The organism is Streptococcus troglodytae, assembly GCF_002355215.1.
Lineage (GTDB): Bacteria > Bacillota > Bacilli > Lactobacillales > Streptococcaceae > Streptococcus > Streptococcus troglodytae.
The window spans coordinates 598,615-621,142 of sequence record NZ_AP014612.1 but is presented as its reverse complement, the minus strand read 5'-3'; the positions used below and the strand labels follow the sequence as shown (position 1 = coordinate 621,142).

Annotated in this window: 15 protein-coding genes and 3 pseudogenes; all 18 read right to left on the bottom strand. The window is 37.8% G+C overall.

What is annotated here, in order from left to right; all coding sequences use genetic code 11:
• Position 1: 1 nt before the first annotated feature.
• A complete protein-coding gene (cas1e, locus tag SRT_RS03235; protein WP_128833016.1) occupies positions 2–943 on the bottom strand; it encodes a type I-E CRISPR-associated endonuclease Cas1e in 942 nt (313 codons plus the stop codon).
• Positions 921–1,583, bottom strand: coding sequence for a type I-E CRISPR-associated protein Cas6/Cse3/CasE (gene cas6e, locus SRT_RS03230; protein ID WP_128833015.1), 663 nt, complete (start codon positions 1,581–1,583; stop codon positions 921–923). The genes cas1e and cas6e overlap by 23 nt, the downstream gene beginning before the upstream one ends.
• A 5-nt stretch (positions 1,584–1,588) precedes the next feature.
• Positions 1,589–2,299: a type I-E CRISPR-associated protein Cas5/CasD gene (gene cas5e / locus SRT_RS03225; protein ID WP_128833014.1), complete on the bottom strand. Its 711-nt coding sequence runs from the start codon at positions 2,297–2,299 to the stop codon at positions 1,589–1,591.
• Positions 2,300–2,304: 5 nt separating this feature from the next.
• Positions 2,305–3,528: a type I-E CRISPR-associated protein Cas7/Cse4/CasC gene (gene cas7e / locus SRT_RS03220; RefSeq protein WP_128833013.1), complete on the bottom strand. Its 1,224-nt coding sequence runs from the start codon at positions 3,526–3,528 to the stop codon at positions 2,305–2,307.
• A complete protein-coding gene (gene casB / locus SRT_RS03215; protein ID WP_128833012.1) occupies positions 3,518–4,114 on the bottom strand; it encodes a type I-E CRISPR-associated protein Cse2/CasB in 597 nt (198 codons plus the stop codon). The genes cas7e and casB overlap by 11 nt, the downstream gene beginning before the upstream one ends.
• Positions 4,098–5,779 (bottom strand): annotated as a pseudogene (locus tag SRT_RS03210) (type I-E CRISPR-associated protein Cse1/CasA). Before SRT_RS03210 ends, casB begins: the two are co-directional and overlap by 17 nt.
• Positions 5,766–8,561, bottom strand: a complete 2,796-nt coding sequence (gene cas3 / locus SRT_RS03205; RefSeq protein WP_128833011.1) for a CRISPR-associated helicase Cas3' — start codon at positions 8,559–8,561, stop codon at positions 5,766–5,768. The pseudogene SRT_RS03210 and the gene cas3 overlap by 14 nt, the downstream one beginning before the upstream one ends.
• A gap of 189 nt (positions 8,562–8,750) precedes the next feature.
• A complete protein-coding gene (locus SRT_RS10585) occupies positions 8,751–9,245 on the bottom strand; it encodes a helix-turn-helix transcriptional regulator (protein WP_223213972.1) in 495 nt (164 codons plus the stop codon).
• A gap of 166 nt (positions 9,246–9,411) precedes the next feature.
• The gene (locus SRT_RS10580; protein WP_223213971.1) at positions 9,412–9,732 is read right to left on the bottom strand and encodes a hypothetical protein; all 321 of its coding nucleotides are present in this window, start codon (positions 9,730–9,732) and stop codon (positions 9,412–9,414) included.
• A 659-nt stretch (positions 9,733–10,391) separates the two neighbouring features.
• Positions 10,392–10,637: a SemiSWEET family transporter gene (locus tag SRT_RS03195; protein WP_128834019.1), complete on the bottom strand. Its 246-nt coding sequence runs from the start codon at positions 10,635–10,637 to the stop codon at positions 10,392–10,394.
• A 146-nt stretch (positions 10,638–10,783) separates the two neighbouring features.
• Positions 10,784–11,626: an alpha/beta hydrolase gene (locus SRT_RS03190; protein ID WP_128833010.1), complete on the bottom strand. Its 843-nt coding sequence runs from the start codon at positions 11,624–11,626 to the stop codon at positions 10,784–10,786.
• Positions 11,619–12,889: pseudogene (locus tag SRT_RS03185) on the bottom strand (PTS sugar transporter subunit IIC). Before SRT_RS03185 ends, SRT_RS03190 begins: the two are co-directional and overlap by 8 nt.
• Before the next feature lie 425 nt (positions 12,890–13,314).
• Positions 13,315–13,647, bottom strand: a complete 333-nt coding sequence (locus SRT_RS03180) for a hypothetical protein (RefSeq protein ID WP_128833009.1) — start codon at positions 13,645–13,647, stop codon at positions 13,315–13,317.
• 161 nt (positions 13,648–13,808) lie between these two features.
• Positions 13,809–16,213: pseudogene (gene pheT, locus SRT_RS03175) on the bottom strand (phenylalanine--tRNA ligase subunit beta).
• 13 nt (positions 16,214–16,226) lie between these two features.
• Positions 16,227–16,748 (bottom strand): GNAT family N-acetyltransferase, encoded by a 522-nt coding sequence (locus SRT_RS03170; RefSeq protein WP_128833008.1) that lies wholly within the window; start codon positions 16,746–16,748, stop codon positions 16,227–16,229.
• Positions 16,749–16,820: 72 nt separating this feature from the next.
• A complete protein-coding gene (gene pheS, locus SRT_RS03165; protein ID WP_128833007.1) occupies positions 16,821–17,864 on the bottom strand; it encodes a phenylalanine--tRNA ligase subunit alpha in 1,044 nt (347 codons plus the stop codon).
• A gap of 374 nt (positions 17,865–18,238) precedes the next feature.
• Entirely contained in the window at positions 18,239–21,775 is a 3,537-nt protein-coding gene (gene smc / locus SRT_RS03160) for a chromosome segregation protein SMC (protein ID WP_128833006.1), read from the bottom strand.
• A complete protein-coding gene (gene rnc, locus SRT_RS03155) occupies positions 21,775–22,503 on the bottom strand; it encodes a ribonuclease III (protein WP_373276260.1) in 729 nt (242 codons plus the stop codon). Before rnc ends, smc begins: the two co-directional genes overlap by 1 nt.
• Positions 22,504–22,528: the final 25 nt, after the last annotated feature.

Here is a 22,528-nt window from a genome sequence, read left to right as displayed (position 1 = left end):
TTTAGGAGTTCTCCTTATAGCTTACACCATGTTTTACGAGTTTTTCTTTATCATCCCAGAGAGCAAGTATATCTATCAGCAGTTCATCTTCGGCTTCTACATCCAGTAAATATTGTATATCCTTAACGATTCTAGCCATTAGTTTCCCATCCACAAAAGAATCTCTGATTTTCAATCGTGTAATCCTGCCAATATCATCCCCTATTTCATGATTGGCAGCTACTTCAAAAGCAAGGGGAATGGTAAACTCCGCTTTATATAAATCTGCAACATCATAAACAAAGGACAAATCATGACCTGTATGAACAAAACCAAGGCCTGGAGAGGCACCTAATGCTACTACTATACTGTGTACTAGACCATATAAGGCAACATTGGCAGCGGATAAAGACTGATTGACAGCTGTCCCATCTTCAAAATTATCAGGACTATATTCGCGCTTTGTCCAAGGAACTTTATACTTTTTCGATTGTAGTCGGTATACTTTTCTAATTCTAGCTCCTTCTCGGCCTCGCAGCTGCTGCATTGTCAGGGATGATACAACCTCATTAGGAAATCTCATTTGATACATCTTGCGGGCCACCTTTAACCGTGAACGTGAATTAGAAACTAGCCGCGCCTGCTTCTCTAAAAATTTAGTCGAATGCGCCAAGGCTCGGCCGTGAGCATATTGACGGACACCTCTCTCTCCTACCCAGACTATACTAGTCCCAGTATCACCAATTAGCTCTACTGCACGGTGGCTAATATCTGTACCTGGTCCCAGTAAAAGCACCCCAAGCATTGCCGCTGGTATTCTGACTGTACCATGACTATCCGTAACAGTAACAGCACTGTCACCCCTGTTAATTTTGACATGTTCAACATAAATAAAGCTGACTCTGTCACTTATTTTAGGAAGTTCCCTTAAAGAGGTTTTCTTAGCTCCGCTTTTCTCTTTCATTTTCAATCCCCCTAGGTATAACAGTCAGCAATCCGAAACCATAAGCTTTCTTTTTCCCGATTCCCTCTGTTAATACTTCTCGAAATCTAGCAGCATCGCTTATGGTTAAAGTACCTTCGTAGACCGCTTTAACCAATCGAATTGGCTTCATACCAGATTTTCTCAATATTTCATATCCCTTTTCAACTACAAAAAAGTCATCTTCTTTTAACAAGAAGCCATTTTTTTCAGACCTGTCCATTAAATATTTCATCTGTTCCTGAATAGAAACAAGAGGTTTTAGAAAGCCTCGCTTCGCTCCCTTATTAGGCATTGAAATGACTGGATTCAAAGTAACTCGAAATTTCATTAGACTTCCCTGTTTTAAAGAATTCAAAAAGCCGTCGTAAGATTTTGTCTGAGCACTCCCCTTCACTCCATATTTCTCAAGCAAGGGTAAGTCAGGTTTTTCTGAACTGATAATAATCAGATAGTTTTTCCCTCCCAAAGTATCCACGCGCCAAAGTTTTCTGGTGCGAATATTTTGCTCAACTTCTTCTGAAAAACTCTGCTCTACCCAGCCATGAAATGCTCCCACATGTGTCAGATCTTTGATTTTTCTCCTATTATTTCTATCAATTTCCACTCTCGAAATGTACATGGGCCTCAGTCTCCTATACTATTGAAAATGTCATGCTCGGTGCGGTTTTTTTGAAATGGATTTAGAACATCTACCGAAAGCCGCGCTTCATATCTAAAACCAAATTTTCGTCCCTTTTGTGAAAATGAGAGAACTTTATCCTGCCTTAATTGGTAAGATTCTTTTTCAGTTAAATAACTATCCGTATAAATTTCTAACGAAATCCGATCATCTGATGATCGCCTTTTCATATACCAAGCAGCAGCCTGCCAATTTAGTTGTCTCAAACTATCAAGAGCAGAGTCATTTGTTACTTGAATGATAAAATCTACAGGCAGAGGACAAGCCCTCCTCCCCATAAAAGGCTGAAAATACGGAGACCGCAGACCATCTTCAATCATTTGCATAAAGGCATGATCTTGATGTGAAATTGCCACAACAAAAACAGCATCCTCCAAATAGTAACGATTGGTTGTGTATGGACCTTTTCTTTTATCGCTTTTTGCGATATGCCAATCTCTTAATAAATTTCCCTGTTGATCAAGCCGGACAGCAAAATCCAATTCATTTAGTTTCTTGATTTTTTCGTCCTCGTTCCTTCTATATCCAAGACTGGCCGCAATCACCCCAATCACTGCACTTTTGGATGGATAAAAGTCTGTATGTCTCGTTTCAAAGTGGGAGCTGGTCCCCCATGATTGCAGGGGACCAGCAAATTTCAACAAAATCGTTTTCATTTTATTCACCTATTTTGAATTAAATCAGACAGTTCTTGTGAAAAATCTTCAACCAATTCTGTAATGGAATTCTTTTCAGTACCAATCTTAGTCAGTTCTTCTACTTCTTCCAAGCTCACATAGAAAGTTAGGATTGGTTTCTTCACCATTTTTTCAACTTTGACAAACTCTTTTGAAAGCTTCTCAATAGACTTTTTCACATAGCCGTTAGTTGTTTTTACAGGCTCCTCAAAGGCACTGACAAGATTAACAGGGCGGTCATTTCGCACGGTCACCACGAGAGCTTGCGGCAATGTCTGGTTAGCAAACGCATTCGCTTTCCCAGTTGGCAATGATTTTGCAAATGCTTCAACAAAAAGTTTTAAGGCATTGACAGCACTTTCCTCATCATCCAATTGTGACACCAATTCATGAATTGCGATATTCGCATAACGGTAAAGCGTGGATGAATTAAACTCAACAGTTCCAAGCATACCTGCTCCTGCATTATCCTCAGGAGCCAAATCATCAATGGCCGTAAAGAAATCAAATTCAGTCTGTATAGCATGTGTTGAAATCGCATGAGCAACTTGTGAAGAGGCATCTTCATTTAATGATGGATCTGAAGCTAGCATTCTGCCAAAGAAAGCGATATCTATTGAAAGAAGCTCATTAAGAATTTCTTTTATTTTTTTCACTTGAATCTTATATGCAGCATCAATTTCCTTATATTCTTTGCTCTTCTTATACTCTTTATCCTCTTTTACTTTACCAGATAAAGCATCAAATTTATTACAAATTTCAACAAATTCTGAATTTAATGCTAATTCTGCTAATTTAATAGATTGAAATTTCGAGATAAAAAATAGCGCAGACAATTTATATTCATCATCAATAACAAAGATTTTCTCATCTTTTCCACTTTTCTTCTTCTTCACGACCCGCTCTAACATTTCTTTAACAAGTTTTTTGGCTGCATCAATTTTAATTGATTGATCAATGAGCTGAATTTGTTTAGCGATGTATTCTACAATCTTCACGGTTCTTGCACTTGTATTTCCTAATTTAAGAGAGTCCACTAAATATTCCCGCATTGCTCTCTTCCAAGCTTGAGAGCTAACGCGAGCTCGTCTAACCCCACCGTATTGAGCTGTTTTGGGGCTACCTGTATCATCACGGTTAATATTTGATGGTGGTAGAGTTTGGATAACGTGAATATCTAAAAATAGTTTTTCTTGATTAGTTGTCATTTTTTGCTTCCTCCTCAGATGAATGTTTGTAGTATTGCCGTGCCCAGTTCAGGCGTACTGTTTCCTGATAATCTCTCAAGAACCAATACAAATCTGTCGCAAGACGAGCAAAGTCTATTTTTGTTTCAGGCGCCTTTGATTTTAACAAAGTAATCAACTGCCTAAGATGATGAACAAGTTCTTCAAACGTTGTAGCAGTAATCATGGTATTAAACCTTCGATCCACTGCAGCTGTATCAACTCCTGTGCGAATACTCTTCAATGAATAACCAATATTTTGAAACTTCTTAGCCTTATCATCAAAAACATTGTGTGACATTCCTTGCTGATATAAAGCATATAGCTGTATGGCCGTTAGAATAGCTATTTCTTCGTAGCTAGGATCTTCATACTGACTTAAAAAATTTTCAGGTACATTCTCAAATAGAATTGGCCAAGCTTCTTTTGCTTCGCTAATTGGCTTTCCCACAGAATATCTCAATCTTGCCAACATAGCCTTGCCAGCTGGAGTACTCTGTTGCTTGCTCAACCTTATCAGTATTCGCTTTGTCACAGAATACATCTTTACATTAGATTCTCCTGACATTGTTTCCTCTCTCCTTCAAATTTTTACTCAATCTATGGTTAAAGTGTTCATAAGCAGTGGCTATATTTTTTACAGTCCCATTGTCCTTATCGACAATGCCAATATAATCCCTAGGACCACCGTCTTGTAAAAGTATTTCTGCTTCTTGATGAACAAGTTTTTTTAGAACGTCTCGCCATTCAAAAACTTTCTCATCCTTTTCATCTTCATAATGAATGCTGGAAAGCCACTGTCTGAAAGGATGATCTATTTTGAAGTATAATTCTTCAAGTTTTTGTTTGGTAAATGTATCTAATTCAATATTGCGAATTTTACGAATATCGTCCAAGTATTCCCTATAAATCATCGAAATCACTGTTTTAGTTTCCTCAACAATATCATTAATTCTGATGACCCAACCATTTTTTTGGATATCCGTCAATACAAATTCGTTAATGGAAAGAGTATCAAAAACTTCAATTATTGGAGTATTGTTAGCTGTTTTATCAGGCACCATCCCTACCGAACATATATTGATGCTAGCATTCTCAATATTATCTTTTATTGTTCTTTGCCAATCTATTATACCAGGTATGTGATTTAATTTCTCCATACCACCCATTGTTATTAAACCGAATGACCTCCATAAAGATTGATTAGCATAATGAGATTGTGGTTGAAAGGAATTCTCTTCATACTTCCATAATGTCATTGGTTCCAAAAATAGATCGTTTGGAGAAATAGCAGGAATTTTAGCTACTCTGCACTCAAATTCAGGTTGAACAACATGTGGATCAATATAAACTTCTTTACTCCACGATGTATATAGAGAAGCTAAATTATCAATTCTTTTTCCGCTGACATAGTTGTCAATAATAACTGCACTATCAAATTCCCAACAAGGTTTTTGAATATGCAAATGGTTGTCATACTCAAAATAAAATAAAGTCAGATTCATCAATAAAGTTTCATAGAGATTTTTCCTTTTAAAAATAAACCGCCCAAATTGTAAAGCCAACCTTTTGAATACTCCCTTTTTCCTATCTTTTTCATACGGCCTCCAGTTTCACTGTAGCCATGATAGGTCAGTAACCATCTTACAATTTCTGAATTAGAGAGACGTTCCTTATTGTTATCATAATTATGCTTTGGTGAAAACAAAGCTATCTTATTTGAACTTTCCGACACTAAACGATTAATATTTTTTCCAAAAATTTTCCCAGCATCCTCATTCAAATCCATAACCATTTCAATATCTTCTTTTCTCACTTGAAAAAACGGATATTCTTCATCAAAAAGGTAAAATCTGTCTCGCCATTTTTCCAAATATTCTTCAATAATATCTGGAAATTGCCCACTTTGCCAAAGAGTCAGCCAGGTTTCGTAAAGGTCATCTTCATACTCCTCAAGATCATCTTCGTCGATTTCTTCTATCTGTCTATATTTTTCATCAATTTCAAGATATTCATAAACATTGCCATTTGCATCAAATCTTGAAAATACTGTATATAAGACAGCTAAAAGCACTCTTAAAACGGCAAAATCTTGAGTTTTTGTATCTCCAGCTAAATCCTTGTAATGATGGGCATTTTGAAAGAAATCAAGCAAGGACACTTCCTTAGTTGAACCTTTTTCATCAAAAACGACTGAAATCCAAGGTTCATCCAATAAATTAAATCTGCTCATGATTTTCGATTTCCTCCATTCTTACACCATATTTCTCATCATATACAAGTTTAGTTCCTCCGATGAGAAATTCATTATTTTCGTCAAATATAATTCCCAAAGCTCCCTTAAGCCAGGAGGAATCTTGCCAATTATTTAAGTTCATCCTATTGTACATTTCCAACTCCTTAATCGTGTTATCAATATTATAGGATTTAGTTAGGACCATAGGCAGTCTCAAAGTGTTTTGAGCAACTTTTTTAGCGATATTAAAATCGGTAATGGATTCAGAAAGGTCTTCTCCTTCACCAAACAAAGCATACCCATCGCCAACCTTTTTCAATGCAAGGACTTCAACCGTGTCTTCAATATCGCGCACCTGAGCATAAGCCCTTTCATCACTGTCATCAGGATGATTATTTTCTAGCCAGCCTATGAGATTTTCCTTGCGGCTTCTCGTTTCACTTAAAACTGGATCTGCAATTCTATAGTCTCTAGCTTTAATTTCTTTATTCCCGATTTTAGTCTCATGTTCACTTTTCGCATTATGATATTTTTCATCCAAAAGTTTCGTTGGATAATCAATCTCTAATTTCTCATTATAAACTTTTTGAACTAAAATGGAGATATCTTCTGGCAGATTAATCGAATCCGGCAAATAATATTGGGTTCTTGCCAATAAATAATCGCCATAGACAAAGGAAGAGCCTTCCTCAAATTCCAAATCATCATTAGTGCCTAAGACATAAAATTTGGGAAAAATATGCTTCTGTGGACGTTCTGTATCATCATGACGATGCAGTCTCCCCATACGCTGAATCAAGAGATCCATAGGAGCCAAATCGCTGACCATGACATCAAAGTCAATATCCAACGACTGCTCAATTACTTGCGTTCCAATAATGATTTTACGATAAGGCCTGTCAGCATCTTTTCCAATCATCTGCAAAAGTTCTTGTTCCTTCCGAACCCTTTCTGTTGCTATAAATCCTGAATGAAGGATTTCAACCATGTCTTCACCCAGACTATCCGCAAATACTTTTGCTATTTTTTGAGCTCGATTGACTGTATTGACAATAATACCTGCCACACCCCCATCAGACACCAGCTCTTTTACGGTGTCTAATAGATCCTCTTCCTCTAGCCGGGAGAGAAGTATTTTTTTATTTTCACCCTTTTTAAACTCTGTTACCTGACAAATGTCTAAACCATTATTATAGGTTATCAATGGATAAGCTTCTGTATTTAACTGTTTGGATAGCTGTTCCTTTTCTTTCTCATTAAAACGTTTCCCCATTCCCAACATATAATTTTTTAACAGTTTTTCCCTTCTCTCAGCCGGTAAGGTAGCTGAAAGGATGATAACAGGAACGCCATAGGCACCCATCCATCTCAGGGCCTCTAGTAAATACTGATTCATATAAGCATCATAGGCATGCACTTCATCAATCACCACAACCTTCTTACTGAATCCTAAATGCCTCAAGGCCAAATGTTTTTGTTTGAGGGCAAGCATTAGAAATTGATCCACAGTTCCCACAACAAAATCATCCAGCACTGCAGTCTTCCTTCCAGAAAACCATTCATTAACAATCACACTGCCATTTTCAAAATCATCAATATTGATGCTGCTTCCTTTAGGCAGCTCAGAAAAATCAGCGTTCAAGGCCGCTTTCCCATGGACTAGCTGAATGGAAATATTGTCATCCAAATCCTCTTTTATACTTTCCAGCCAGCTTTCTATTCTCGGAAAAATGCCATTAGAAGTCGCCTGAGTTGGCAGTCCGAAAAAGATACCATTTCGACCTGTTTTTTCAGCCAGTTGCTCTGCTGCTACCAGCGCTGCCTCCGTTTTTCCTATCCCCATTGGAGCTTCTAAAATAAAGATACCTGGCTGTTCTGCATCAGCAATCGTTTTTGACAGTACAGCTTGAACATCCCTAGGTTCAAAATCGAAACGTGCTTGATAAAGGCCTTCAAAATTCCAGGTATTTCTTGATACCCACAAACTGCTGCGTTTCCATTTTTCAAAGCCCGACAGCCGGTCGGCTTTATTTTCCACCTCATGCTCATCTATGGAAATCAAAGGGAAGTAGTTTTCATTGCTGGCAATCCAGTCAGCCATAATGAGCAGGCCAGATAAAATCACTTGGGCAGACTGTTTAATTGTCGGAAGCTCGTCCACAGATTTAAATCCGCTAACTGCTAGTGCCCAATTTAAAATCTCTTTTTGTGCTTGCTTCCATTTTTGATAAATGGCACTTCCAGATTTTCCTGACTGATAATAATTTGACTCCTGTGACCGCTGATCTTTATATGTATCCTTATTATCAACGGGCTTACCATGATGCCCTCCGACGATTGTGGCAATATCTTCTTTGACATCATGGTGATGAAGAATGTATTGTCCAGCTAGGGCATGAGGTGATTTCTCAGGATTAGCAAATACCATCGAAGAAATCCCTTCAAAACCAGCCCGTTCCAATTTTTCCAACAATTCCAGATCCAAATCCTTAGAATTTGCATACCCTTTCTTACTTTGGAAAACTGGAGTAGCCTTACCAATATCATGGACGGCAGCCAAAAACTGGGCTAATTGTTTGGCTGTTTTCTCATCTTTCTTACCCGTCTTTAAGGAGGAGATAATTAGAGCCTTTTGCCCTTCTCCCAGCCAATGTTCCCACAGTAGACTAGCTACATTTTTTGTATCCTCCAAATGCTGCATGAGCGGAAGCCAAAGAAATTGTCCTTTTTCTTCCCGCTTTTTCGCCCAAAAATTATATCTTAGTACTTTCTTATCCATAAACAACTTTCCTTTCACAAACATTAACTCGGATTCTTACTCTGTGATTACAATATAGAATAAAATATGAAATATAACAATATATTTGGAAAAATTTACACTTTATTGACTAACTTACCAATTTTTATAGTCCTATATTGTAAAATTCTTACATTTTAATCTAAAAGGGCTAAGAACTTAAAACAGTTCTTAGCCCTCATTATCGCCTGTATTAAGTTCTGTCATACTTACAAATTCTACTTGACTTCCATAACGTCTTAAAAAAAGCTGAATACCTTCTACACCTGAGGTTCTTATTTCATAGATAGCTTCTTCCTCATCAACAACTTGTAAAGTAGGTAAAGCATCTTTTAGATATTCCGTAATAGTCTTATCTACTATTTTTAGCCGAATCAAATAAGGTTCCCCAGAGAACATCATAATAACCTGATCGCGAATAAGAGAAGGAGATGGATACTTATGAAAAAATGCCTGTGCTTTAACAATTTCTTTCCCATCAGCATTGCTTATTGACTCAATGCGATCTAATCGGTAAGTACGACTAACCCATTCCTCATTTTCAAATTTATAAGACGTGATATAAAAATAATACTCATGAAAAAGAATAGCAAAAGGCAGAATTAAAGCACTTTTAGTTCCTCCTTTACCAGAATACTCGATTTTTATAGGAATTTTCGTCTTCAAAGTATCCTCAACAGCTTGAGAAAGTTTGCCTAGATTACTTAAATAATTTTGATCATGATTTTCATCATTAAAATAATTTAGTTGCTTATAAAATGATAATTCATTTTCAGTTTGTTTGTCTAAGATTGTACGATAGTCTTCATTTACTGTACGATTAATAAGTTTCTTAATAATATTTTTGTTTTTTCTTACTTAATGCCCTACTTTCTAAAAGAATTTTAGACAATGTATAAGCCTCTATATCACTTAAATTTCCACCAGTTTCTGATGTATAATCCAAATAATAATATGATTCTTTTTTGTTTATTTTGATATCAAAGTCTAAATTTAGATGTCTGGCAGCATCTTTTAATTTTCGAATATCTTTATTAAAACTAGCATCGGATACACCAAACTTATCTAGATAGACTTGCTTATTAATTGTATTTCCTTTATATAATTCTGTATAGAGATAAAGAAATCGTTCTACTTGATTAAACTCGTCCATTACTTAACCTACTTACTTTTTTATTTTCTTCTTATTATACCAAATTGAAGAATAAACCTATCTTCTAACTTCATTTCGCCGACGAACTAGTAAGATCTTTAGAAAGTAAGACAGACTCCCATGATTGCTGCGCAATTATTCACAAAATAGTGTAAATATATAAGATTACGTATAAAAAGAGCGGTAAATTGTAATGAAAGAGCGATTTCAATTTTGTCGTCTTGCTTTCCCTAAAGTAGATTAGATAAGCTCCAGCAGATCATCGAACTTTAAAGGATTGAGCCTAAAAAACAAGACGCGAAAATTCCAATTTATCACTGCGTTAAACTAAAACCACTACACAATAAAAAGTTGGAACACTTTTATCCAAAACTCGTAGAAAATCCAGCGTCAGTGGATTTTCTGGAAACCTTGCGATACACGTTCGAACAGTCAATAACACTGAAAAAAAGCTAGCGAGGTGGCTAGACAGACCTTCGCTAACGCCTTCCCTTGCTTAGCCCTCATTAACTTTGACCCCTTTCCTCGTCTATTTAATTGTGATTAAGTAGGTATCATCTCAGGAGAAGGTTGATAAATGACAGAAAAAAAGATCCGTTCCACAGAAATCTCTATTTCACAGACTCAATTCACAAGCTTTATGAAATGCTTTTATAAAGCTAAACTAATGCTGTAATCGCTGCAATCAAGCCAAAAACAATACCTGGCATATTAGCAGCAGCTAAAGGAAGGTCTCGCTTTTCTTTACAAAGACCATAAATTACCCACAGTGTGCAGTTAAGTGCAGCTACTGACGGTTGGATAAAATCCCCCTTATTTCCTGCTAAGTTATTCATAATCTGAGGGATATAAGAAACATACATCATCACAGACATAAAAGTCGCCACCCAACCTAATATCAACATATTTTTTTCTTTTTGCAAATTTTTTTATGACCTCATTTCTTCAGACTTGTTTTCTATTTTAGACGCCTTTTTTGAAAATATCAAGCTATTTTCAAAAAATTATGACACCAGCAGCTAACGGTTATTGACGAAAACCTAACCTAGCCCTAACCCCTTCTTCTGTTTTGATTTTGCCTATTAAGGACATGCTCATTAACTAAAGCCACCACCTCATCATTTGTCGGCAAATCGGAATGTTGGGCATCCTCGCCTGTTACTGTCGTTTCTGTATAATGCCGAGCTTGATTTTGATAAATATATTTTCCAGCGGACACACTTGCATCTGGAACAAGTTCATCTGAATCATAAGTCAGCGTTCCTGCTACAGAATACATGGCAAGACTTTTTGGAATCTTGCTGCGATTGGCAATAAAATCAGCCAGCATCTCCGTTTTATTTTTGCTGCTGGTTTCTGTGAAATTATAGGGTGTTCCAATAGTCATCAACCGTTTTAAATCAACGTCATAGTTATTTAGATATTTTTCAATAAAGGCAGTATAAACAAGTCCCCCGTTAGAATGGCCTAAACCTTTAAAATTATTAAAGTTATACTTTCTTTGCAGCTCTTCAAATGCTGCATTAACCATTTTTGCCTGCTTTTTGATATTGCTGTAGCCATCGTGATTATTTTCAAATCCAATCACAATCACAGGTTCATTATCATTGGTATTAATGGTGCCATTATAAGTAATTCTCCCATCATTCCAAACCTTCACCTTTAAAAGGCTGTGCTTCACGCCGCGCTTACTTTGGTTTAGCTTGCGGACTAAACCATCAAAACGGTTTTCTGTCGCAGAACTGCCCGGTATCATGATAACAGGGGACAGGCGCGAATTGTAAAAACGATCAATCCGTTTGATATTGCTTTTTGTCCAGCTATAAGACGGTATCGCTAAACCAATGACAAACAAAAGAACTACTGTTAAAGTTATTTTCACACGTTTAGTCATTCTTACCTCCTTTTTCATCTTCTTCAATGAGTTCTTTATGAATGCGATCGTTAAATTTCACAAAAGGCAAATAAATCATAACATCAACAGCAAAAATCACTAGACCTGCAGCCAGTGCTCTTAAACTGCCTCCTGTTCCGATAAAAGCATAAAGAACACTTGGCGTACCGCTTGGAACGGGATAAACAGCCGGCGGTATGACTTTAAAATACAGCATGATGGCTGCTAGTAAAACATTAACCAAAGGTACTAAGAGAAAGGGAATGAGAAAGAGAAAGTTAAAAAACACTGGAATTCCCACCATAAAAGCAACACCATGATTAAACAGGCTTGGAAAGATACTCAGTAAACCGACACTGCGGTTCCTTTGACTCTTAGAAACCCATAAAATCGTAACAAGAAGCGCTAAACTCCCTCCAATACCCGAAAAGACACCATAAGCATCATAGAGATTGGTCTCAGTGAAGATGTGAGGAACAGTTACAGTTGAATGATACTTCAAGGCATGGTTAAGATTATCCAGGGCAAAAGGATCATTAACAAAAGGAATATCATTAAAAGGGTTGCTGTTGCCTATCCAAGCAGATAAGCTGCGCATAAGAGTATTAGCAAAGACCGTTAGAAGATTGCTTTTGCTTACGATCAAATTGGAAAAGAAGTTGCCAATAGCTGTAAAAACATTAAACAAAGTCCCTACATAAAAAATAAAATTAAGAATAAGGGCTAAGCCCATGGAAATAGCTATCGGCTTTAAACTTTTAGGGTGATAAATATAATGCTCATCAACAATGTAGTCATCACTAGCAACTGAAAATCGGAAAATCTGTCCCACCAAGTAGCCAATAAAAATGGCAATGGCCAAATTGATAGTCACTGGCAGATTGATACGAGTCAGAAGCCCATCATTCAAAGAGGCGGCAAACAGCTCACGTGAATTAATTATCAGGCTGAATATAAAAGCTGTAATGCCAGCAGTCCCAGTGCTTCTTTTATAATAACCAGCAGTGTATTTAGCACTAAAATACGTTGCCAAAGGTCCCGCCATACCACCGATAATAGCTGTAAAGTTAGTCAAAACAAGACCAATTGTCTTAAAAAAGGAAACCAATGATTGACCGAAAAGAGGTTGTTGATATAGCCATCTTTTGAAAAGATAGACTGTGAGACAATCAAAGTACAAGTGGCTAAGAGAAAAAAGGGAAACAGGGAAACGAGCGTTCGCTGTGAAATTTGAATAAAGCTCTTTTTTCGCCACCAAATCATTTTATTAATAAGATATTTATCCACTATGATAGTTCCTTTACAAATAAAAATAATAATAAGCATCAAATACAAGTTTCATTCAAAGACCTTCCTGAACAGGACAGACGCATAAAGAAAATCATCTATTAAAAAAGTTATGAAAATGCCAAAACGACTTCTTTTATGTGTTTTTAAAAGGCATTTAGATAACTTCTATCTGTTATTTTTCTGTTTTAAGTCCCAAATTAGTCTATGAAACGTTTGCTGTCTGTCAATAAAAACCTTCATTTTCGCTATTGCAGACTATCATCATGTATGTCTGAAATATTTTGAAAAAGTTGCTTCATGCATTTGTCGTGATTTCCTGAACGCTTTGATAACTAAATAACTTAGGTGTTGCAGCTATTGGTTCATCGCTCTAAACAGGAAAACGACTGCCTTACTTATCAAATGGATAAGCTTTCATTCCATTTTTCCAATCGTTTTTTCAGAAGCGGTATAGCTGATTTAAGCCAAAAATCATCGCTAAGCCATCCTGATGACATGCCGCCGGATTTACTCATAAAGTCGTTAACAAGAGCCATCTCACCCATTCTAAGTTCTTTTCCAGTTAAGTCTTGATAGATAGTTCTTATATCCTCCTCTAATTTTCTTTCTGAATATGGCATAGCTACCTTTTGAAAATGCTTTTCTAAATAGTCCCAAAAAACAGGATCCCCTCGTAAACCAAACCTGTCTACCGGGCCATTTTTAAAAATTTCAGATACAAAATACACCATGATCCTTTTCCTTTAGAGAGATTTGTGAAAAGACGCATAAGCCAATTTACATAAGATGTCTGCCTAATCATACAAATGATTAGGCAGCTCTAATGATTCCAGATGCCAAGCAAGATAATGTTTTGTTCAATCGAATCGGTCATGACCTTAAAAAAGCTATCTCATCTCACTTCTGCACCGACTTTTTCGGTTAGGGCTTTGGTGATTTTTTCCATATATCTGGCAACTTCTTCGTCTGTGAGATTGTCATTTGGATTTTGGAAAGTCAGGCTGTAGGCCATTGATTTCTTGCCTGCTCCTAGTTTTTCACCGGCATAAACATCAAAGAGTTTTACTTTGGTCAGGCGTTTCACACCGCTGGCTGCAATAGCATCTAAAACATCTTGATGGCTCACTTCTTCTGAGAGAAGCAGGGCAATATCGCGCGAAACAGCTGGGAATTTAGTGATATCTTCAAAGACTAAATCCGATTTAAGAGCTGCTTCCAGTGCATTAAGATTCACTTCTGCTATATAAGTTTCTGGAATATCGTACTGTTTAGCCGTTTGCGGATGAACTTGACCAAGATAACCGATAACTTGACCATCACGTTCAATCAAGGCTGTACGGCCGGGATGCATATTAGCCATTTCTTTGGTCGCAACAAATTGAACAGTGACGCCAAGTTTAGCAAGAATGGCTTCCAGAATACCTTTAGCATAGAAGAAATCAACTGGGGTTGCTGCTGTTTGAAAGTCCTTTTCAGCTACTAAACCTGTCAGAGCAAAGGCAAAAGTATCGATTTCCTTGGGCAAATCTTTTTTAGGATCCGCTGTCTGCTCAAAGACTTTACCAATTTCGTACAAGGCTAGATTGTTACTCTTACGTGCCACATTATAGGCAATGGTATCCAGCATTCCAGAGACAACATTTTGACGCAGTGCCGAACGCTCAACTGTCATTGACCACATCAGTTCTGTCACCTTGCTAGGATTTGGTGTAAAAGCAACTGCCTTTTCAGGCGTGGTCAAAGCATAAGAAATAATTTCTGAAAGGCCACTACCTTCGGCCAGACTTCTTATCTTACGACGCAATTTTTGTGACTTGGTCAATTCACCAACTGTTCCTGCTGCTTCAGGCAGTGTTGTCGGTAATTTATCATAACCATAAATACGAGCGATTTCTTCGACCAAATCCGCCTGAATGCTAATATCCCAACGGCGACGCGGTACAGAAACTGTGAATTTTTCGTCATTGCCAGAAAGACCAAAACCAAGGCGAGCAAAGACATTTTCAATATCTGAGAAAACTAAGTCTGTACCCAAGCGAACATTGACATAATCCAGACTAGTAGATACCCGAACATCATCTGTCGGAACTGCTCCTGCACTGACCTGACCCGCAAGAACTGTGCCATCTGCTAATTCTGTCAGCATTGCTGCAGCAAAATCAAGTGCCTTAGCAACATCAGCATAATTAACACCCTTTTCAAAACGTGAAGAACTTTCAGAACGCAGATTAAGACGACTGCTTGTTTTACGAATTGACTTTCCATCAAAGACGGCTGCTTCAAGGACAACATTTTTAGAAGAGACATCAATTTCAGTTGTCGCACCACCCATAACACCTGCAAGTGCCACTGGTTTATCTGCCACAGTAATGACAAGATCTTCTTCAGTCAAATCACGCTCTTCACCATCAAGTGTCACTAATGTTTCACCAGTTTTTGCCTGACGTACGAGAATGTCCTTGCCTTCAAACTTATCTAAATCAAAGGCATGCATAGGTTGTCCAAAATAAAGAAGAACATAATTGGTCACATCAACCACATTATTAATCGGACGAATGCCAGCATTCATAAGCAGATTTTGCAGCCACTGTGGACTTGGTTTAATGGTTACATTTTCAACCACACGCGCTTTATAAGTCAGTACATTATCAGAAGCAATAGCTACTTTGATAAGATCAGCTGCTTTCTGATCACTTTCAGCCAAGAATTTTTCTTCAAAATGAACAGATTTATCATAAATCGCTGCCACTTCATAAGCGACACCGCGCATGGATAAAGCATCTGCACGGTTAGGAGTGATAGACAGCTCAATGATGTCATCATCTAAGTCCAAATAAGGGAAGACACTTTCACCCGGCACAGCATCTTCAGGCAAAATTTGAATGCCATCTGAATACTCCTTAGGAATAATGCTGTCTGGCAAACCAAGCTCCTGCAGAGAGCAAATCATACCCAGAGATTCCATACCGCGGATTTTCCCTTTTTAATCTTATAATTATCTGCAATACGAGCTCCCGGAAGAGCAACAATCACTTTAATACCAGCTGTAATATTTGGTGCTCCGCAAACGATTTGACGAGTTTCTTCCTCGCCAGTATCCACCTGACAAAGATGAAGATGCGTTTCAGGAACATCTTCACAAGAAAGGACATGACCGACGACTAATTTTGATAATCCTTTTGCTGGAACGTCTACCCCTTCAACTTCAATACCTGTTGTTGACATTTTTTCAGCCAATTCGTGACTAGGTACATCAATATCAACTAATTCCTTCAACCATTTATAACTTACTAACATGTATTTCCTTTCTCTACCTTAAAGACTTTTTAAGTAACCAATCCGTATCCACTTTGTTACCAACAGCAAAAGTGTGTTCTGCAAATTTTTTAAAGCCGTATTTCGCATATAAGGACTGTGCTTTAAAGTTCTTTTCCCAAACTCCCAGCCAAACCCATGATAAGCCTGATATTTGCGCACGTTCTAAAGCAAATTCAAAAAGCTGTTTTCCCAAGCCTTGACCTTGATAGGCTTTTAAAATATAAACTCGCTGAATTTCAAATGCATCTTCTAGTACCTGCTCGGTTTGAGAGCTGCCCCAGTTAACTTTCAAAAATCCCGCTGCTTTACCGGACATCAAAATAAAATAGGTTTCTGATTCTTTATCAGCTAATTCTGATTTTAAAGCGGACAAAGTATAAGCTTCGTCAAAAAAATCTTGCAGTTGCTTTGCTGTATTATCAAAAGCAAAAGTTTCACGAAAAGTCTGAATAGCAATTTTCTGAAGCAAAGAAAGCTCATCTTGATTGACTTTTCTAATTTCAACCTGTGACATTTTCACTCCTTTAACTTGTGGATGGCTGAGCCAGAACAATTAGCTTGCAAAAAGCTCTACAACCTTATAGATTTAATTGAATTGTTCTGTAAAACGGCTGTCACCTTGGTAGAAACCACGAATATCGTTGATTCCATAGCGCAGCATAGCCATACGTTCTTGGCCTAAACCAAAGGCAAAACCAGAATATTCTTCAGAATCAACGCCAGACATTTCAAGAACACTTGGATGAACCATACCGGCACCAAGAATTTCAATCCAACCTGTTTTCTTACAAACATTACAGCCTTTGCCGCCGCATTTGAAGCACGAAACATCGACTTCAACAGAAGGCTCCGTAAATGGGAAATAAGAAGGACGCAGACGAATCTTACGGTCTTCACCAAACATTTTCTTGCTAATAATTTCCAGTGTTCCTTTGAGATCACCCATAGAAATGTTTTTACCAACGACCAAGCCTTCAATTTGATGGAATTGATGGGAATGCGTCGCATCATCTGTATCGCGGCGAAAAACGCGCCCGGGTGAAATCATCTTAAGCGGTCCTTTAGAAAAATCATGTTTATCTAGAGTACGTGCCTGCACAGGACTGGTATGTGTCCGAAGCAAAATGTCTTCAGAAATATAAAACGTATCCTGCATATCACGTGCTGGGTGATCTTTGGGCAAATTCATGCGTTCGAAATTGTAATAGTCTTGTTCAACTTCATAGCCATCAACAACTTGAAAGCCCATTCCTAAGAATATATCTTCAATTTCTTCACTTATCTGACTGAGAACATGACGATTGCCGAGATGTATTTGGCGGCCCGGAAGAGTAACATCTAATGTTTCTGATTCTAATTGTGCTTGAATTTTGGCAGCTTCAACAATTTTAGCCTGTTCTTCAAAGGCCTTTGTTAAGACATCACGGACTTCATTGACTTGTTTCCCAACAACAGGACGCAACTCATTTGGTAAGTCCTTTAGACCTTTTAAAAGTTCTGTCAAGGAACCTTTCTTCCCTAAGACCTTAACACGCAAATCTTGTAATTCTTTGCTGTGATTGCCGCTCATTTCCTTTAATGTTGCTTGAGTTGATTTTCTCAGCTCTTCTAATTGTGCTTGTAAATCCATGCGATTTCCTTTCCTATTTTAAGGGTCTTTTTAAAAACAAAAAACGTATCAGCGCTCCATTCCTTAAGCGGAGCGTTGACACGCGGTACCATCCGTTTTTATCTAGTATGACTAGACCTTAATTATTTAAGCCTTTCTTTCTGAGTGAATTCACTAAACTTTCATTCAGCGGGTTTCCAGTCACGCCCCGCATTCCCTGTCAAACTTCCATAAAGCTACTAATCTCATAGACTTTTATTCAATTGCTACCATTTTAACAGATTTCACAAAATTTCTCAATAGGCTGAATAAAAGATTCTATGACGGCCTAACAAAGTCAGCAGAGTCTAAGATTCTCGAAGCTGTAGCCTATCAGGCATTTCCTAGACAGTCTTCTAAGATATGTTTTCGACTTCTTTTAGCTTAACAGAGACAATCTTAGAGACACCTGATTCCTGCATGGTAACCCCATATATACTATCTGCAGCAGACATAGTGCCTTTGCGGTGCGTGACCACAATAAATTGGCTGGACTTATCAAAACGATTCAGATAATCACCAAAACGCTTGACATTGGCCTCATCAAGAGCAGCCTCAACCTCATCCAAAATAACAAAAGGAATGGTTTTAACACGAATGATGGCAAATAGCAATGCTAAAGCAGACAGTGCCTTTTCACCACCAGACATAAGATTGAGAGATTGAATCTTCTTGCCGGGCGGCTGCACTGAAATGTCAATACCGGTCGTCAAAAGGTCTCCTTCTGTCAAAAGCAAGTCAGCACTTCCTCCGCCAAACATCTGCGTAAAGGTCGTCTTAAAACTGTCACGAATAGCTTCAAAAGTTGTCTTAAAGCGTGCCTTGACCTCATCATCCATATCATGAATGGTATTCAGGAGCAATTCCTTAGCGTGAACAAGGTCATTTTTTTGGCTATTTAAAAAATGCAAACGCTCAGACACTTCGTCGTACTGACTGATTGCGTCAAGATTAACCGGTCCCAATCCCTTAATTTGCTTTTCTAATTGGCTTAAATGGGCTTGAGCAGCTTCTAGATTTTCAATTGGTCCCGCCTCTTGTTTAGCATCATCTAAGCTTAATTGATAATCTTCAGCCAAGTTATTTGCAAAACGACGCAATTGATTGGATAACTGATCCCTTTTTGCTTCTAATTGCGTTTGCTGACGAATGAATTCTTCATTCTTTTGATTAGTTTTTAGGAGATTGATCTCAATCTCTTCTAACTGTGCTTCACAGTCTTCCAGTTCAAAACGGCAACGAACAAGCTCTTGGTCACTGTCTGATTTTTTAGTCTGAGCATTTACTAATTGCTGTTTGAGCGATGGTAAACGTTTTTCAGCCAAGTCCTCTTCTTGGCTATTCAAAAGTTGCATCATACCAGCCTCATTTTGTTCCAATTCAGCTAATTCTTCTGTCAAACGTTTTAAATTCGTTCTTTCAAATTTCTGTGTATTAGCCAAATCGCGCTCAGAAAGTCGCAAAACAGATAGTTCTTGGTTTAAAGTAGCTGTTTTTTGCTGGATACTGTCCTTATCTTCCTTAATTTGAACAATCTCTTGATTAAGTTTTTCCTTGTCATCGGCAATTTTGTACAGATTTTTTTCTAAAAGTACTTTTTCTTTTTCTAAGTCTTGATTAAGATCCGCCTGTTCTGTTTGCTTTAACTGGTTATAAAGCAAGGCTAGCTCTTGTAAATGAGACTCTGATTGTTGATACTCCATCTCAGCCTTTTGTTCAGCCAATCGGGCTTGATTTCCCTTTTCCCTTAATTCTAAAAGGTCTGCTTTTTTCGCTTCCAAGTTCTGCTTGGTCTTTTCAACCGTTCTTTCCTGCTCAACTTGTTTTTCTTCTAAAAGCGCTAACTCTTGTGTCAAATGATCCAGTTCTGGCTTGATAAAAGTTGTATTATTTTGACGACTAGTACCTCCTGAAAAGGATCCTCCGGGACGGATCTCTGTTCCATCTAATGTTACAAGACGCACTTGATAATGTAACTGGCGAGCCGCCTGATTGGCATGATCAACCGTATCAAAAATCGCTGTGACACCCAGTAAATTGCCAAAAATTGTTTGTAAACGAGGCTCAAAACTTACCAAATCACGTGCTAAACCGAGAAAGCCCTGACTGGAAGTTAATAGGCTTTGATTTGACTCAGATAAACGACGGGGTTTAATGGTTGTTAAAGGAAGAAAAGTTGCTCGGCCTTGACGGTTCTTCTTTAAAAAGTCGATAGATCGCTTAGCTGCCGCTTCATCTTCAACAATAATATTTTGACTGCTGGCGCCTAAGGCAATCTCAAGTGCAGTTTGATATTTTTTATCAAAAGTTAAATGTTCACTAACCGCGCCAACAATACCTTTAATCTTATCAGCCTGCTGAAGAACAGACCTAACACCTGCATAGAAATTACTATGGCTTTTTAAGATGGACTTCAGACTGCTTTGGCGTGCTTTCTTGTCTTTGACATCATCCAACAATTGAAACATAGTATCTTGCTGCTCAGCATAAGCAGCTTCTAAATTCTGAACAAGCTGTGCTGTTTTTTGATAGTCCTTTAGCAATTCTTGAACCTTGGTTTTAGCAGTTTCAAAGTTTGCAGATCCCCTTTGTTCTCGCTCTTTTGCTTTTTCTAAGTCTGCTTGTACTTGTTTGATTTCTGCTGTTTTGCTTTCGGATTCTTGTTTTCGACTATCCATTTCTGCTTTTAAAACAGCCAATTGGTTAGAAGTATCAGCCTCTTTTTGCATGAGTCTAACAAAATCTTCTCGTAAACTTTCAATAATATGATCAGGATCTGTTGAAAAACGTGACAATTCTGTTTCGACATTTTTAATCTCTTGATTTTTTTGTTTGAGATCCTCTTCTAATTGTTCTAAGATAACTTCTTTTTGAGCTAATTCTGTTTTAAGAGAATCCTTTTGCTCTGTCAATTGTTCTAGATTTTCTTGAGTAGATTGCTTCTTTTCTGCTTTTTGGCTGTTCTCTAAGTGAATGCGTTCAATCTGACGCTCGTAATCACTAATAAGTCGTGTCATTTCAAGAAGGTCAGCCTGCTTTTGATCCATTTGGCGAGAAAGCTGATGCCGTTTTTCTTTTAGAGTCTGATTCTTAGTTTCTAATAAATCACGCTCTTGATAATAGGCTGCTAAATTTTGTTTAACTTTTTCAAGCCCAGCTTGATTTTTCTCTAGGGCTTCCTTATGATGGAGAATTTGGTAGACCAGCAAGTCTAACTGTTTCTCCTTGCGTTCTGTTTCCAAAACCAGAAATTCTTTGGCTGTTTTTGCCTGACGTTCTAAAGGCTTTATCTGTGTCTCCAGTTCATAGATAATATCATCCAGCCGATCCAAATTATCCTGAGTCTGTGTTAGCTTAGACTGCGTCTCTTTTTTACGTGTCTTGTATTTTAAGACGCCAGCTGCTTCTTCAAAAATTGAACGACGCTCCTTTGGTTTACTATTAAAAATCTCTTCCACACGTCCTTGAGAAATAATGGAAAAGGAATCACGCCCCAAACCAGTATCCATAAATAAATCGTGAATATCACGCAGACGTACTTTTTTACCATCAATAAGATAATCGCTGTCACCATTACGATAAATATGGCGTTCAACGCGAATCTCTTCTTGAGCGTCTTTGATAAAGGCATCACTATTATCTAAAATAACCGTCACTTGAGCGTAATTGAGTGGTTTTCGGTTTTCAGTTCCTGCAAAAATCACATCTGGCATCTTGCCGCCACGCAGGCTCTTAGCGCTTGACTCACCCAAAGCCCAGCGTAAGCTCTCCGTAATATTACTCTTTCCTGAACCATTTGGTCCGACAACGGCTGTCACACCTCTGTCAAACTCAACCTTAGTCTTATCAGCAAAAGATTTAAATCCCTGCATTTCAATTTCTTTTAAAAACATTAAGAACCTCGTTGAAGTTTTTCAAGTGCATTTTTAGCAGCCTCTTGCTCTGCTGATTTTTTTGATTTGCCTGTCCCGCTACTAAGTTTTTCATGGTTCATAGAAACAGCAACTTCAAAGTATTTTGCATGGGCGGGTCCTGATTCTTTTAAGACCTCGTAATCGATCAAAACATCCCCGTCAACTTGCAATAATTCTTGGAGCGCCGTTTTATAATCGGTCACACGTTCATAATTATCATTTTCAACCTTAGGAATCACAACTTGATTGAGAAAGGCCTCAACAGCTTTAAGACCTGCATCCAATAAAAGAGCACCTAAAAAAGCTTCAAATAAATCTCCCAAAATAGTGTCTCTTTGACGGCCGCCAGATTTTTCTTCACCCTTACCTAATTTAATATAGCGGTCAAATTGACAGTTTCTAGAAAAACCCGCCAAACTTTCTTCACGAACAATCATCGAACGCATTTTTGATAAATCACCTTCGGCTTTTTTAGGGTATTTGTCAAAAAGATAACGTGAAATCGTTAACTGCAGAACGGCGTCTCCTAAAAATTCCAAGCGCTCGTTATGTGAAATGTTTAGGAGGCGATGCTCATTAGCATAACTAGTATGAGTAAAGGCAGTTTCCAATAACTCCTTGTCAGAAAAGACGATATTAAAGTCTCCTGCTAGTTTTTTTCTAATGTTTTCATATAAATCCTTTCTTTTGTCCTTAGACCTTTCTATTATAGCAAAAATCACCCAGAACAAC

Excerpts from the sequence above, each read along its gene's own strand:
- cas1e (WP_128833016.1), bottom strand. The coding sequence starts at position 943 with ATGAAAGAGAAAAGCGGAGCTAAGAAAACCTCTTTAAGGGAACTTCCT.
- cas6e (WP_128833015.1), bottom strand. The coding sequence starts at position 1,583 with ATGTACATTTCGAGAGTGGAAATTGATAGAAATAATAGGAGAAAAATC.
- cas5e (WP_128833014.1), bottom strand. The coding sequence starts at position 2,299 with ATGAAAACGATTTTGTTGAAATTTGCTGGTCCCCTGCAATCATGGGGG.
- cas7e (WP_128833013.1), bottom strand. The coding sequence starts at position 3,528 with ATGACAACTAATCAAGAAAAACTATTTTTAGATATTCACGTTATCCAA.
- casB (WP_128833012.1), bottom strand. The coding sequence starts at position 4,114 with ATGTCAGGAGAATCTAATGTAAAGATGTATTCTGTGACAAAGCGAATA.
- cas3 (WP_128833011.1), bottom strand. The coding sequence starts at position 8,561 with ATGGATAAGAAAGTACTAAGATATAATTTTTGGGCGAAAAAGCGGGAA.
- SRT_RS10580 (WP_223213971.1), bottom strand. The coding sequence starts at position 9,732 with ATGGACGAGTTTAATCAAGTAGAACGATTTCTTTATCTCTATACAGAA.
- SRT_RS03195 (WP_128834019.1), bottom strand. The coding sequence starts at position 10,637 with ATGTTGATATTAGGTTGGGTGGCGACTTTTATGTCTGTGATGATGTAT.
- SRT_RS03190 (WP_128833010.1), bottom strand. The coding sequence starts at position 11,626 with ATGACTAAACGTGTGAAAATAACTTTAACAGTAGTTCTTTTGTTTGTC.
- SRT_RS03180 (WP_128833009.1), bottom strand. The coding sequence starts at position 13,647 with ATGGTGTATTTTGTATCTGAAATTTTTAAAAATGGCCCGGTAGACAGG.
- SRT_RS03170 (WP_128833008.1), bottom strand. The coding sequence starts at position 16,748 with ATGTCACAGGTTGAAATTAGAAAAGTCAATCAAGATGAGCTTTCTTTG.
- pheS (WP_128833007.1), bottom strand. The coding sequence starts at position 17,864 with ATGGATTTACAAGCACAATTAGAAGAGCTGAGAAAATCAACTCAAGCA.
- smc (WP_128833006.1), bottom strand. The coding sequence starts at position 21,775 with ATGTTTTTAAAAGAAATTGAAATGCAGGGATTTAAATCTTTTGCTGAT.